Origin of the sequence: Thermogemmatispora onikobensis (assembly GCF_001748285.1) — a bacterium.
GTDB classification, from domain to species: domain Bacteria; phylum Chloroflexota; class Ktedonobacteria; order Ktedonobacterales; family Ktedonobacteraceae; genus Thermogemmatispora; species Thermogemmatispora onikobensis.
In genome coordinates this window covers 24,463-37,583 of sequence record NZ_BDGT01000003.1, presented here as the reverse complement: position 1 = coordinate 37,583, position 13,121 = coordinate 24,463, and the positions used below count along the sequence as shown (strand labels likewise).

Genomic DNA, 13,121 nt, shown 5'->3' with positions numbered 1-13,121 from the left:
GGTCTATCTCTTCCCTCAACTGTATCGCCTCCACCTTTTTCTTCCTCTGTCGCAAAGCGACGGCACTTAGGTGGAAAGCGCTGGCGTCGAGAGGCATTGCACCAGGTGAGCAAGGAACGAAAAGGAGTAAAGAGGAAATGGCATTGTACGAGTTTGTCCTCGATGCGGCCAGCAACCAGCGGGTTCAAGTGCAGTGGCAAGCCACCGTGCCGGCTACTATCTCCCTCAACGGGCGCCCGCTCTTCAGCTTTGCCAATCAGCAGGAGCAAACCGTGGGGAGAGAGGTACAACTTCCCGATGGCTCACAGCTATTCGTGCGCCTGACAGGAGAGCAGCCAGAGGTCTGGCGCAATGGCTCGCCGCTCACGCCTATGCCCGTGCAGGAGGCAGAGCAGGCGGATCAACGCCGCCGCCTTGGTGGCTGCTTGACGACCTGGCTGGTCCTCAATCTCGCCTTAATTATTCTCCTGACGGCCCTTTACCTGTTTGCAGCGCAAGCTGTGGCCACGAACAGAGCGATAGCGGCCTACCCGAGCAGCGTCTTTCTCATCTACGCGGTGATCGGTCTGATCGGCATTGCCGGCCTGGTTGCTCTCTTCTTTTGGAAGAAGTGGGGTTTCTATGCGGTCGTAGCCTACGTTATCCTCAATATTATCATGGACATAGTGCTACATATCGTAACCTTGAGGTCGTTCACGCCGCTGTTGGGCCTGCTTGTCCTCTATGGACTCCTCCAGAGAAATAACGTCTGGCAGCGTCTCAACTGATCCGCTCTTCTCTCTCCGAGAGAGATAGTCGGTTTGCCTGGTCAAAACAGAGAGAGGGGCGCAGGGGCTGCCCTCTGGCGCTGGCCCTTGCGCCTCATGCCAGGGTTGCTCTCCTCTTCCTTACCTCCTCACTCCTCAGTCGCGGCAGCCGTATCGGCATCGCCGGCGGGCAACGTTTCGCTATTGGCGCCGGGGGCCGTGGCTGGTGGAGCAACCAGCAGGCGGGGACGGGAGCGACGCGGACGCTCGCCGGGTTTTGGCTCCAGGACTGGATAGCTCTCCAGAAGGCGCAGGGCCTCGGCGACGGCGCGCTCCAACTGGGGATCGCGCTGGTGTGCATAGTCCTGGGGAGCGATATCCACCTCGATATCGGGGTCGGTACCGTAATTCTCGACATTCCAACCGACATCTTTAAACCAGAAAGCAAACTCTGGTTGTGTTGTGCGTGTCCCATCGACCAGGCGGTGGCGTGGGCTAATACCGATCACCCCACCCCAGGTACGCTTGCCGATCAGCGGTCCCAGCCCCATCAGCTTAAAGCAATGGCTAAAGATATCGCCGTCCGAACCGGCCTGCTCATTGGTCAAAGCGACCATTGGGCCGCGCGGCGATTCTGGGGGATAAGGGACAGGCTGGCCCCAGCGTGGGAAATCGTAGCCGAGGCGGCGACGGGCCAGCTTCTCCAGCAACAGCGGTGAGACATGGCCACCACCATTCCAGCGCACATCGATCAAGAGGGCCGGGCGATCGTACTCGCTCAGATAGCTACGATGAAACTCGGCATAGCCCTCGGCTCCCATATCGGGAATATGGATATAGCCGACTCGTCCCTCAGAGAGCTGGTGCACCAGACGTCGGTTACTCTCGACCCAATCGCGATAACGAGCCTGGCGCTCGCTGGCCAGAGCCTTCACCGTGATTGTGCGCACCTCGCCGCTGGCCGCACTTTCAATAGTCAGCTGTACCTCCGTGTTAGCCTGATTAACCAGCAGCTCCTCGGGGCTGCGCTGTGGGCCGACGCGCTGACCGTTGATCGCCAGCACCGCATCACCCTCGGAGACATTCAGCCCGGGGGCGGTCAGCGGCGAAGTGGCGCGGCTATCGGAGGGGTCGCCACGCACAATGCGAGCGATGCGATAGCGCTCATGCTCAGCGTCGTAGAGCCAATCGAGGCCCAGGAAGCCCTGTCGATACTGCGGTCCGTGGCGATACTCACCGCCCATCTCGTAAGCGTGGGAGGTGCCTAGCTCGCCCTGCAGCTCCCAGAGGAGATCGGATAACTCCGCGCGCGAAGCGACGCGCTCCAGCAACGGTGCGTACTGGGCATGAACCGCTTCCCAATCGATGCCTGCCATATCCTCGTCCCAGAACTGTTCACGCTGCAGGCGCCAGGCCTCATTGAACATCTGGCGCCACTCAGCGGCTGGCTGCACCGATACCTTCACCCGGCTCAGATCCAGCCAGCCTGTCTCACGGCTGGCCCGTTCACCGTTCTCCCCTTTGAGAGCCTTCTCTCCAGCCTTCACGACGCGCAGGCGCTGACCGGAGCGATAGATCAGCATGCGCCCCTCGCGGGCCAGCTCAAAATCATCGACACCATCGATCAGCCACTCATACTTATGATTTTCCAAATCGTAGCACTCGATATGGCCACGTACTGGCGGTGTCTGGCTATCGGGCTGGCTGTGCAAAGCTCCCTCAACGGGGAAGTTCAGAAAGAGGGCTTTGCCCTTCAGGCCGCGGATCTTGCGATAGCGGCCCTCTGGTACGGGAAAGGGTAGTACCCGCTCTGTGATGCCCTCCAGATCAATGGTGATAGGAGCAGGGCGGCGCTGAGCCTCTTCGCTACTCTCCTCTTCGCCTTCCTCCTTGTGGTCTCCTCTGGGGCTGCCCTCTGCCCCTCCAGGTGCGGCTCGCTTCTCCTCTTTCTCCCGCCCATTCGACTGGGGGGCCCGTGGTTCTGGCACAAATGGCGAGCGCTGCTCACGGCTCAGCATAATAGCGTAGGGCTTTACTCCGCGTGGAAAATTCAAATCGAACTGCAGGGCATCGTAGACGGGATTAAAGATGCGGTGGCCCAGGAAATAAAGAAACTTCCCCTCGGGATCAAAGGAAGGTGCCAGATCGTGTAGCACCGGACGAGTGGCAAAAGCCAGCTCGCCGCTTTCTAGATTGCAGAGCTTGATGGCCGTTTGCTGAGCGCTGGCGGGAAAGCTATAGGCCAGCCAGCGCCCGTCGGGCGACCAGGCTACATGCTCGATCTGGCCGAATGGGCTGCGGTCAAGCAGACGGGCACGACCCTCGGCCAAATCGACCACCAGCAGCTCATTGCGGTGGTTCGTGATCGCCACCTCATCGGCGACCGGCGAGATCTCGACGGTCAACGCCCGCCCAAACTCGATCTCGGCGTAGAGGCGAGGCTCAGCAGCGTCCTCGGGATCAAAGACTACCAGCGCTTCGCGCCCGATAGCGTCGCAGACCGCCACCAGGCGGCGCCCGTCGTTGAGCCATTGCAGGAAGCGATAGCGCACGCCATCAGGCTCGCCATACTGAATGACCGGGCCTTCCCAGTTGCCGAAAGAGAACGCCTTGCCGCGGGTTGTCACCGCTACCATATGTCCCTGGGGATGGAGCGCATAGGTATCGAGATAGTGAGCTGCCGGCACAAACTTGCGATTGCGCTGCGGACGCTGGCTTGGGAGCAGGACCTCCAGGCGGCGCGTCTGGTTGCTGTCTGGATCGAACAGATACAGATCGGCTCCGGCATGATAGACCAGGCGCTGGCCATCGCTGGCGAGATTGCGCGCGTAGAAATCCTCGTGGTGCGTATGGCGGCGCAGGTCCTCCCCTTCGGGAGTGCATGAATAGACGTTACCGATTCCCTCATGATCAGAAAGGAAGTAAATGCGCTCACCCACCCAACAGGGAGAGCTAATGTTGCCATCGATGCGCAGCAAGCGTTCAAAGTGCCCGCTCCCAGCGCGGTCGCACCAGAGATGGCCGACGGTACCACCGCGATAGCGCTTCCAATAAGCGGCCTCGCGGATGTTGCGACCGAGAACGACGCCGCCGTTGGGGCCGAAAGAGATCTCATTAGCAGCGCCATAGGGTAGCTGGCGCGGTAGGCCGCCGGCGGGGCTGACGGCGTAGATCACCTCGTAGTGCAGGCTCATCTGGCCGGCGCTGCTGGCGTAGAGGATCGCATCGCCCGTCGGGGTCCAGCCCAAAACCTTACAGGAAGCGGCCTGGTAGGTCAGGCGGCGGGCCGGTCCCCCTGCTGCCGGCATCAAAAAGATCTCGCTAGGACCTTCCTCATGACCGACAAAGGCAAGCTGGCTGCCGTCGGGAGAGAAGTGAGGATAGCTGATTGCGCCCATGCCCACCGTCAGACGTTCGGCCCGTCCGCCCTCGCTGGAAACGAGCCACAGGTCGTCCTCGGCGACAAAGACAATCTGGTCGTGGTAAATCGTAGGGAAGCGCACATATCCCTGGGAAGGCATACTCTCTCCTTTGATGAGATCAGGAATCAATCGCTGCTGAGTCCTCTGTATGGCAAGAGAATGGCGTCTAGCACCTTGGCCATATTATATGAGATGAGCTATGCTGCTGTGCAGTAGTAGAGAGACTCTACTGAAGCTACTAGGAGCATTCTAGCATAGCTTGCTTCAATTGTCGAGTTTTAGCTAAGAGACGAGCGAGCAGGGGGAGCCGGTGGCAAGGGCATGCGGTAGATGGAGGAAGCGAGTGGGGGGGTGTCTTGGGGAGATCGTTGCCTAGGCGAGGAGAGAGAGCCGAGTGGGTGGTTGGGGACGCTAGAAGCAAACCGGTGGCAGCCTGCGCGGGCTTGCTCTTGCCAGAGTGGAGGAAACATGTTAATCTCAGCGTAACAATGCACACCATCACCACCGGGGCAGGCATCCATCACAGATCCACAGAGGAGAGTGTATGACGCAGACAGAACAGGGGAAAAAAGGAGGTTCGCAGAGACTGCGCCGTCCGGGGCAACGTCAACAAGAGCGAATCAGAAGGCAGATGCGGCGCCGGAGGCGTCAGCAACTCATTATTACCAGCACTGTTACTCTCGTCATTATTATTCTAGCCGCGCTGGGCTTCTGGCAGTATCAGCGTGTTAATGCCCAGCAGGCCGCCTCGCGTGAGGCCACAGCGACTGCCGTCAGCAAGGCCCATGCCAATGCCACGGCGACGGCCCTGGCGCGTAACTGCTTCATCGATAGTAGAGCGTCTGCACAGGTGCCCTCGGTTTACAGTGCCACGGCCACCCCAACAGCGGGACCGGCAACGGCGCCAGCGGTCAATAGAACGCCGGTGGTCAAGAGCGATGGACTTAAGTATTTTGATATTCGCACGGGCAGTGGGACGGCAGCTAAGAACGGCTCTACCCTGGAGGTGGAATACGTTGGCTGGCTGGCCAATACCTGCAAGAAGTTCGATAGTTCGTATGATCGCAATGGCCAGCCTTTCTCGTTCGCACTGGGCAAGGGGCAGGTCATTAAAGGTTGGGACGAGGGCCTGGTCGGGGTCAAGCCGGGGACGATTCGCCGCCTTTACATTCCGGCGAAGCTCGGCTACGGCAACCAGGCGCAAGGCTCGATTCCTGCCAACTCGGACCTGATCTTCGACGTCATCGTGCTCAGTGTCAAATAGTTCGGGTCTTCTCGCTCTGGTTGGCTGGTGGGCTGGCCGTTGGCCTGGCAAGCTGCCACGGTCAGCCTTGTCACGCGCTGCAGGGTGGTGCAAAGCTCGCTGGATAGGTTGAAGGAAGATGGATGGAACAGAGTTGCAGGCGCTCTTTGAGCGTCTGGGAGTTGTCTCGAAAGGGCACTTTGTGCTGACCTCGGGTCGGCATAGTGATGAGTACTGGGAGAAGTTCCGCTTGCTGGAATGGCCGCGGGTGACAGAGCGCCTCTGTGCTGAGATAGTGGCACGCTATGGCCGCGAGGAGATCGAGGCCGTGGCTGGTCCCACCACTGGAGGGGCGCTCTTAGCCCAGGAGGTAGCCCGTCAGCTTGGGACGCGCTGCCTGGTGGTGGAGCCGGCTGCTGGTGGTGGGCGTGAGCTGCGCCGTGGCTTTAGCCTGCGGCAAGGCGAGCGCCTCTTAGTGGTTGACGATGTCCTGACAACAGGGCTGTCGCTGCAGGAGACGCTCCAGGCCCTGCTGGTCTATGAGCCGACGGTGGTGGGCATTGCGGTCTTACTGGATCGCAGCGGCGGTGCGGCGGCAGAGCAATTGCCTGTCCCTTGCCAGGCGCTCCTCACTGTGGCTGCGCGGACCTACGAGCCGGTTGCCTGCCCTCTCTGTGCCCAGGGGCTGCCGCTGACCAAGCCCGGCAGCCGCGGCCTGACTGCCCCCGGGGGGAAGCCGTCATGAGAGAACTGGGCTTTCTGGAGAAGTGGCAGCAGGCGAGCAGCGAACGCCAGAGTCTGCTGTGCGTCGGGCTTGATCCCGAGCTGGATCGCTTGCCGGCACCGCTGCGAGGGGGAGGCCCGGAGGCGCTGGTACGTTTCTGCCGTGAGATCGTAGAGGCGACTTTACCTTATGCCTGTGCCTATAAGCCGAACCTGGCTTTTTTTGAGGCGCTGGGACCGCAGGGGTGGTCGCTGCTGCGCGAGGTACTGGCGGCCATTCCGCCGCAGGTGCCGGTGATTGCTGATGCCAAACGCGGTGATATCGGGCACACGGCCCGCGCCTATGCTACGGCCATTTTCGAGCAGCTTGGCTGCGATGCCGTGACGGTGCAGCCCTATCTTGGCTACGATGGCGTGCAGCCCTTTCTGGCCTATCGTGAGAAGCTGGCCTTTGTGCTCTGCCGCACTTCGAATCCAGGGGCCGGTGATTTTCAAGATCTGCTGGTGCAGTCCGCCTCTGGTGAGGCGCAGGCCAGGCCGCTCTATCTGGCGGTAGCGGAGCGTGTGCGTCAGTGGCAAGAACGTCATGGCAATTGTGGGCTGGTGGCTGGGGCAACCTATCCGCGCGAGCTGGCGGCCATTCGAGAGCGCTGCCCGACCTTGCCGCTGCTGGTGCCCGGAGTGGGAGCCCAGGGAGGCGAACTAGAGGCGGCGGTACGAGCCGGCCTGGATGAGCATGGTGGGGGGATGCTGATTGCGGTCTCGCGGGCTATTCTCTATGCTGATGGAGGAAGCGACTACGCGCTGGCAGCGGGCGAGGCGGCGCGGCGTCTGCGTGCTGCGATTAACCAGGCAAGAGGGAGCTAGATGCGGCTCACGGTCGAACTGGCGGCGGGACGCAAGAGCAGTCTGCTGCTGCGTAATCCGGTGATGTTAGCTGCCGGAACCTGTGGTTACGGCCTGGAGTATGCCAGGATTGCTGAGATCGAGCGCCTGGGGGCCATTGTCAGTAAGGGAACGACCTTGCGCCCGCGGCGGGGCAACGCGCAGCCACGCACGCGCGAGGTCGCGGCGGGCTTGCTCAATGCCATTGGACTACAGAATCCTGGTATTGAGACCGTGATTCGTCGATATGCCCCAATTTGGTCCACCTGGCAGACGCCGGTGATTGTCAACATTGCGGGCGAGACGGTTGAGGAGTTTGCCAAGCTGGCGCAGCGGCTGGAGGGGGTGCCGGGGGTGGCGGGTATTGAGGTCAATGTTTCTTGCCCTAATGTGCGTGCCGGGGGCCGTGTCTTCGGCGAGAGTCCTGAAGCGGTGGCCGCGGTCACGGCGGCAGTCCGTCAGAGCACGACCTTACCCGTGATTGTCAAGCTCTCGCCTAATACTGGCGATGCGCGTCCGACCGCTCTGGCGGCGGCTGAGGCTGGGGCCGATGCGGTTTCTTTGATCAATACGCTGACAGGAATGGACATCGATCTAGAGGCCCGTCGCCCATTGCCGGCCCACGGAACCGGCGGGCTGTCCGGGCCAGCCATCAGACCGCTGGCTTTGCGCATGGTCTACGAGGTGGCCTGTGAGTTACGCGAGCGGCAGCCGGGGGTGGCAGTCATTGGCATCGGCGGGATTACCTCGGCCTCGGACGCGCTGGCTTTCATCATGGCCGGGGCGGTCGCTGTGCAGATCGGCACGGCTAACTTTGTGAATCCGCGTACAGGCGTGCTCGTGCTGGAAGGGATTGAGGCTTTTATGCGAGCGCACGGCATCGAGAATATTGCCGAACTGGTTGGGGCCGCCCTCCCGTAAGTCCTGCTCTGCCGAGCTGAGCAAGCTAGAGTGGGGCGGCGCTCCTTCTTTATGGAGAGCTGAGCGAGCTGGCGTCTGCTCTCCCGCCGTATCTTTGGGCTGTTCCAGCTTCTTGGAAGCCGTCGAGGGTCAAGGAGCTGGCACTTTTTTGGGGAGGGATAGGACCGGCGGGAAGAGCGGCAAGGCCAGGGTCAGGGCGAACGCTCAAGAGCGTGCGCGCTGTTGGAGCAGGTGCCAGCAGGCCTCGGCAATCATCCAGTCTTCCTGTGTCTGCACGACCAGCACGCGCACGGCTGAGTGAGGACTGGAGATGTCGGCGTCGCCACCCGGGTCGGCGTTACGAGTGGGGTCGATGGCGAGGCCGAGGAAGCCCAGCGTTTCGCAGGCGGCGGCGCGTACTTCGGGGGCGTGTTCGCCGATGCCGCCAGTGAAGATCAGGGCGTCGACGCCGCCCAGGACGGCCAGCATGGCGCCGATCTGCAGGCGCAGGCGATGGATGAAGGTGTTGAAGGCCAGCCTGGCCCGCCGATTCCCTTCGGCGCGTGCCTGCAGAATGGTGCGCATGTCTCCCGAGAGACCAGAGATGCCCAATAGGCCCGATTCACGGTTGAGAATGCGGTCAAGGTCGTCTGCGCTATAGCCGCTGTGGCGCAGGAGGTAAAGGAGCAGGCCAGGATCGATGGAGCCGGAGCGCGTGCCCATCATCAGCCCTTCCATTGGGGTGAAGCCCATTGTGGTTTCGATGCTTTCGCCTCCCAGAATGGCGGCCAGCGAGCAGCCGTTACCCAGGTGGCAGGTGATAAGGCGCAGGCTGGCGAGGTCGCGCCCCAGGAGCTGGGCGGCCCGGCGCGCGCAGTATTGGTGGCTGAGACCGTGGAAGCCGTAGCGGCGCAGGCCCTGGGCGAACCATTCGTAGGGTCCAGGGTAGATTTGGGCTGGTAACGGCATGTGGCTGTGGAAGGCGGTGTCGAAGACGGCGATCTGCCTCGCCTGGGGAAAAGCTTCTTCGACGGCGGCCATTGCTTCGAGGCTGGCGCGGTTGTGGGAAGGGGCCAGTACCTGCAGGCGCTCGATGGTGGCTTTCAGTTCTGGGGTGATCAGCGCTGGCTCGCTATAGTGCGCGCCGCCGTGGACGACGCGATGCCCTACGACTCCGATCTCTTCGCCCCGGTCGATGCTGTGTGTTGCGCCGTGGCTGAGGCTGTGCAGGATGTGTTTGAGGACCGCAGGCCGCTCACTGGTGGGAAGGGTCTCGCGCTCTTCTTGCCCGCTGGCGCTGCGAATGACCAGTTCGGTTTTGCCCGGCTCGTGCGACCAGTCGGCGCTGGCTTCCCATATGGGTGGTGGTGCCTCTGCTGGTAAAGGGGCCTGCACTTCGTATAGTCTGGTCTTTTGGCTGCTTGAACCGGCGTTGAAGACGAGGATTTTCATGTCTTGCTCTGTCCTTTCTGCGGCTCTCTCGGACGGCGGATTGCTCGCCTGGCTCACTGTTTCTTCTTCTTCTATTATCTGTTACGGAGGTCGACCGTGCACAGACACTGGCACATCACAAAACTGGCACCGTGGGCCAGCTGTGAGGGGCTTCCAACAAGAAGAGTCTGAGCTGGTGCCGCTGGCCGCGTGAGCCTTGCCCGAAAGGGGTAGCGGTGATAGCATGAAGCAAGTGGCCCTCTGCTGGCAACGGCCTTGCGAGTGAGGAGGGGAAGGATGGATAGCCGTAGCGAGAGTGGCGGAGAGCTGGCCAGCCAGGGTGGTGGTCGCAGGCATAGGTCTGCATATGCGCAGATGCATGGGTCTGTGCGCCGGGCGTATACAGGTCAGATATGCATGTATGTATCAGCGCTGATTGTCTGTGAGGAGAGGAGAAGGAGCGACGCAGCAATGACAGATGCACGACAAGAGATCGATCAGGAGCAGAGTCAGCAAATCCTGCAGTCTCGACGGGCTGCTACAGATAGCGCTCAGCAAGAGGAGCGTTTCGTCTATGCGGGCTACCATAGTATCATCAGCGGCGTTGATCGGCATTGGGACTATGGGGGCTTCCCGCTGCCAGATGGTAGCTTCTGGCGCTATCGTGAGCCAAACGCGGTGGTGGTGGTCGAGGGCAATCGTCTGCGCGTGGCGTCGGTTCCGTTAACGCGCTTCCATAACGAGGTGCAGATTCTCGATAACGCCAAAAATATGTTTTTCTCGACGCGGCGCTTCACGATGCCCGAGGATGGGACCATTCTCTTCGAATGGGAGATGCGCGCCCGTGGCATCAATACGCGCCCGCATGATCTCTACGATGGCTTTGTGTCAGCCCACCTGCTCGATTTCGCCACCGGTATGGCCTTCGATTTCTTCGTCTCTAACGATACGATTGCCACAGTCTATGCGCTCCTGCCGTTTCCAGGGGTGCCAGCGCCGCCCGATCCTGAGCCGGAGCGTGCCGTCAAGCCAAAGTACTTCTGCGACTTCAATGAGCTGCCGGTAGAGACGGCGCCCTGGCAATGGCATCGCTATGGCATCAGCTACTGCAAGGCGCGCGATGAGGTGCGCTTTTTCCTGAATGGGCAGGAGGTGGGCCGCTACAGCGAGGTACCGTGCAAGGTGGATGGCTGCATTCTGGCGCTGGGCCTGATGACGGAGAAGAGCATTGAAGACGGGCGCAGCGTTTCGTTGCATGGCCAGGGCCTGATCGGTGAGTGGGGACCGTTTACGATCACAGTGCGACACGATGGAGAGGACAGAGAGCATACCGGTCCGTAGGGACCCGCGCCCGCTAGTCAAGCGGGCCATGCCCGGGTGCAGGGCTGCGCTGCCTGGCCACGAGGTGAGGAAAGCTGTCGACTTCTGTCCAGGACCAGGCCAGGGAGACCATAAGCGTGGGGCCTGGATGACACAGGCCCAAGGGGGTAGGTCTCTCTTTGGGACAGGCGGGACCCTTTAGCTGTCCGGCCCGTAAGCGGTCGTGTCCGGGAGCATCTCCAGATAGGAGCTGGCAAACCACATAGAGCGCGGGACGAGCTGATCGGCGAGTTGCCGCCATTGATCCAGGGCCGCCGGCAGACTTCTGGCGATGCGGAATTCTGTGGCCTCGCGCATCGCCGCGGCCAGGAAGCCCTCGCGGACACCAGCTTCTGTCAGAGCACGTAGCCGCCGCTCAAGACCCTGGACAGGAGGGTCACCCGCCCGTCCCGCTGTGGCCAGGCTCTTTAGCTCCTCATCAAAAGTCACGTCACGAAGCTGTTGACGCAGCTGCTCTGCGTCCTCCTGAGAAAATTCCCTTGTCCTCTTCTTGGCTGCCAGGCGTCTGGCCTCTTCAGCCACGGCACGACCTTGCAGGGCCCAGCCAAGAGAAGCCCACAGGCTGTCTAGCCTGGCGACGATCTCCGGGTCGCGCGGCTGGGGAAAGGCCGTGGCAACCCAGCGCTGGATCAACTGCAGGTAGGCTGAGATGCCGTACAGATCATCTGGACCCTAGATCCATTGCTGATCCATCAGATAGTAACCTCCTTACATGTCTGGCCTCCGCCCGGGTTCAATAAAAAAACTACAAGCTTCTCCAGAAGAAGCCAGGTAAATCGAACGACTGTATTCTCTACCTACCTTAGTGTAGAACAGCGCAGACAAAAATACAAGCGCTCACTCGGCTGGGAAGATCTCATTCTCGCCGCATAGGGAGCCTGGGCGGCAAAGTGCGACTGTACCCGCTCCCTCTTCGCCGCCAGGCCCTTAGCTCAGTCAGGTTGCCGCCGTGCTCCTCTTCGCGCCGCGCTCTGCTGCTGCTCACTGGAAAGGGATCGGATTGGCCTTCTCCTGGTCAGCAGGTCCCGATTGGTGCCAGCCAGTGTGCGCCAACTCAGGCCAGCTCTTCCAGAACGCCCAGGACGCGCTCGATTTCGGCGGACGTATTATAGTGGCAGAGGCCGAGGCGCAGAGCGCCGCCACGTCCTTCAAGGCCGAGGCGCTCCATCAGGCCGAGGGCATAATAGTTGCCGTCCCAGGCAAAGATACCGCGCTCACCCAGGGCGGCAGCCAGCTCGCGCGGGTGACGGCCATCGATGGTACAGGCCACTGTTGGGACCCGCTGCGCCAGCTCCTCGGGAGTGGTCCCGCTGAGACCGTAGAGATGCAGGCCCCGAATTTCGCGCAGGCCCCGCAGCAACTGGGCCGCAAGCTGGCGCTCGTAGTCGCTGATGGCGCGCATCGCTACCTTCAGTGTGCGTCGCCGCCCGGCGTAGGGCTGCAGCGCGGGATCGTTGCCATAATGGGCGGCCTGCTCCTCTCCGAGCAGCGTCAGGTAGTCGATGACTCCCAGCAAACCGGCCAGTCCCTCATGGTTCTGGGTCCCGGTCTCCCAGCGATCGGGGACCGCGTTGCTGGCCGGGCGCACCTTGTAGGCTGGGAAGCGCTCCAGGTGTTCGCGCTTGCCGTAGAGAATGCCCAGGTGCGGGCCAAAGAATTTATAGGCCGAGCAGACCAGAAAATCGGCATCGAGAGCCTGGACATCGATCGGCCCATGCGGAGCATATTGCACGGCATCGATCCACACCAGGGCGCCGATGGCGTGGGCCAGCTCCGTAATGCGCCGCACATCGTTGATGGTTCCCACGGCGTTGGAAGCATAGCCCACGGCTACCAGGCGCGTACGCTCGTTGAGTTTGGCCTGCAGATCCTCCAGATTAAGCGTGACATGCTCGGGATGAATATCGACGGTGCGCACAACCACGCCGCGCTCTTGCAAGGCCAGCCAGGGGGCGACGTTGGCATCGTGGTCGAGGACGGTCACAATGATTTCGTCGCCGGGCTGCAACGTTTTGCCGATGGCGCGGCTGAAGGCAAAGGTCAGGGTGGTCATGTTGGGACCAAAGACGATCTCTGCCGGGCTGGCGGCGTTGAGGAAATCGGCCAGTGCCTGGCGTGCGGCGGCGATGGTCTCGTCGGTACGCCGGCTGGTGAGAAAGGCCCCGTGGGCGTTGGCGTTGGCCTCGCGCAGGTAGCGCGTCATAGCCTCGATGACCTGCTGGGCGACTTGGGTGCCGCCGGGATTATCCCAGTAGATGACGGGCTGACCGTTCATCTCCTGCTGCAGGGCTGGAAAATAGCGACGGTAGGCGCTCAGGTCAAGAGGTACTGTCATGTGGTGATCCTCCTTGGCAAGTCCCCATTGTCCCTTGCTCTCATCATATCACCTGG

The 13,121-nt window shown here is 61.5% G+C and carries 10 protein-coding genes; 6 read left to right on the top strand and 4 right to left on the bottom strand.

Going from position 1 to position 13,121, the window contains the following annotated elements; genetic code table 11:
• Window positions 1-137 precede the first annotated feature (137 nt).
• Window positions 138-767: a hypothetical protein gene (locus tag BGC09_RS02235; protein ID WP_069801666.1), complete on the top strand. Its 630-nt coding sequence runs from the start codon at window positions 138-140 to the stop codon at window positions 765-767.
• A 128-nt stretch (window positions 768-895) separates the two neighbouring features.
• Here BGC09_RS02235 and BGC09_RS02230 read toward each other — a convergent pair whose 3' ends face one another.
• Entirely contained in the window at window positions 896-4,267 is a 3,372-nt protein-coding gene (locus tag BGC09_RS02230; protein ID WP_069801664.1) for a S41 family peptidase, read from the bottom strand.
• Window positions 4,268-4,712: 445 nt separating this feature from the next.
• Here BGC09_RS02230 and BGC09_RS02225 point away from each other — a divergent pair, with 445 nt between their 5' ends.
• From BGC09_RS02225 to BGC09_RS02210, 4 genes are all read left to right on the top strand, one after another.
• A complete protein-coding gene (locus BGC09_RS02225) occupies window positions 4,713-5,432 on the top strand; it encodes an FKBP-type peptidyl-prolyl cis-trans isomerase (RefSeq protein ID WP_218103934.1) in 720 nt (239 codons plus the stop codon).
• A 118-nt stretch (window positions 5,433-5,550) separates the two neighbouring features.
• The gene (locus BGC09_RS02220) at window positions 5,551-6,156 is read left to right on the top strand and encodes an orotate phosphoribosyltransferase (protein WP_069801663.1); all 606 of its coding nucleotides are present in this window, start codon (window positions 5,551-5,553) and stop codon (window positions 6,154-6,156) included.
• On the top strand, window positions 6,153-7,001 hold the full coding sequence (gene pyrF / locus BGC09_RS02215; RefSeq protein WP_218103933.1) for an orotidine-5'-phosphate decarboxylase: 849 nt from the start codon (window positions 6,153-6,155) through the stop codon (window positions 6,999-7,001). Before BGC09_RS02220 ends, pyrF begins: the two co-directional genes overlap by 4 nt.
• Window positions 7,002-7,940, top strand: a complete 939-nt coding sequence (locus tag BGC09_RS02210) for a dihydroorotate dehydrogenase (protein WP_069801661.1) — start codon at window positions 7,002-7,004, stop codon at window positions 7,938-7,940.
• Window positions 7,941-8,144: 204 nt separating this feature from the next.
• Here the strand turns inward: BGC09_RS02210 and BGC09_RS02205 are convergent, their stop codons facing one another.
• The gene (locus tag BGC09_RS02205) at window positions 8,145-9,371 is read right to left on the bottom strand and encodes an acetate/propionate family kinase (RefSeq protein WP_069801659.1); all 1,227 of its coding nucleotides are present in this window, start codon (window positions 9,369-9,371) and stop codon (window positions 8,145-8,147) included.
• 450 nt (window positions 9,372-9,821) lie between these two features.
• On the opposite strand from BGC09_RS02205, the gene BGC09_RS02200 reads away from it, so the two are divergent.
• Window positions 9,822-10,691, top strand: coding sequence for a DUF6081 family protein (locus BGC09_RS02200; protein WP_218103932.1), 870 nt, complete (start codon window positions 9,822-9,824; stop codon window positions 10,689-10,691).
• A 177-nt stretch (window positions 10,692-10,868) separates the two neighbouring features.
• On the opposite strand, the gene BGC09_RS02195 is transcribed toward BGC09_RS02200, so the two are convergent.
• Entirely contained in the window at window positions 10,869-11,363 is a 495-nt protein-coding gene (locus BGC09_RS02195) for a hypothetical protein (RefSeq protein ID WP_069801657.1), read from the bottom strand.
• Window positions 11,364-11,784: 421 nt separating this feature from the next.
• On the bottom strand, window positions 11,785-13,065 hold the full coding sequence (locus BGC09_RS02190; protein WP_069801655.1) for a cysteine desulfurase-like protein: 1,281 nt from the start codon (window positions 13,063-13,065) through the stop codon (window positions 11,785-11,787).
• Between the last annotated feature and the right edge of the window lie 56 nt (window positions 13,066-13,121).

What these genes read in the sequence shown, in the direction of transcription:
- BGC09_RS02235 (WP_069801666.1), top strand. Translation starts at nt 138, where the DNA reads ATGGCATTGTACGAGTTTGTCCTCGATGCGGCCAGCAACCAGCGGGTT.
- BGC09_RS02200 (WP_218103932.1), top strand. Translation starts at nt 9,822, where the DNA reads ATGACAGATGCACGACAAGAGATCGATCAGGAGCAGAGTCAGCAAATC.
- BGC09_RS02230 (WP_069801664.1), bottom strand. Translation starts at nt 4,267, where the DNA reads ATGCCTTCCCAGGGATATGTGCGCTTCCCTACGATTTACCACGACCAG.
- BGC09_RS02225 (WP_218103934.1), top strand. Translation starts at nt 4,713, where the DNA reads ATGACGCAGACAGAACAGGGGAAAAAAGGAGGTTCGCAGAGACTGCGC.
- BGC09_RS02210 (WP_069801661.1), top strand. Translation starts at nt 7,002, where the DNA reads ATGCGGCTCACGGTCGAACTGGCGGCGGGACGCAAGAGCAGTCTGCTG.
- BGC09_RS02220 (WP_069801663.1), top strand. Translation starts at nt 5,551, where the DNA reads ATGGATGGAACAGAGTTGCAGGCGCTCTTTGAGCGTCTGGGAGTTGTC.
- pyrF (WP_218103933.1), top strand. Translation starts at nt 6,153, where the DNA reads ATGAGAGAACTGGGCTTTCTGGAGAAGTGGCAGCAGGCGAGCAGCGAA.
- BGC09_RS02205 (WP_069801659.1), bottom strand. Translation starts at nt 9,371, where the DNA reads ATGAAAATCCTCGTCTTCAACGCCGGTTCAAGCAGCCAAAAGACCAGA.
- BGC09_RS02190 (WP_069801655.1), bottom strand. Translation starts at nt 13,065, where the DNA reads ATGACAGTACCTCTTGACCTGAGCGCCTACCGTCGCTATTTTCCAGCC.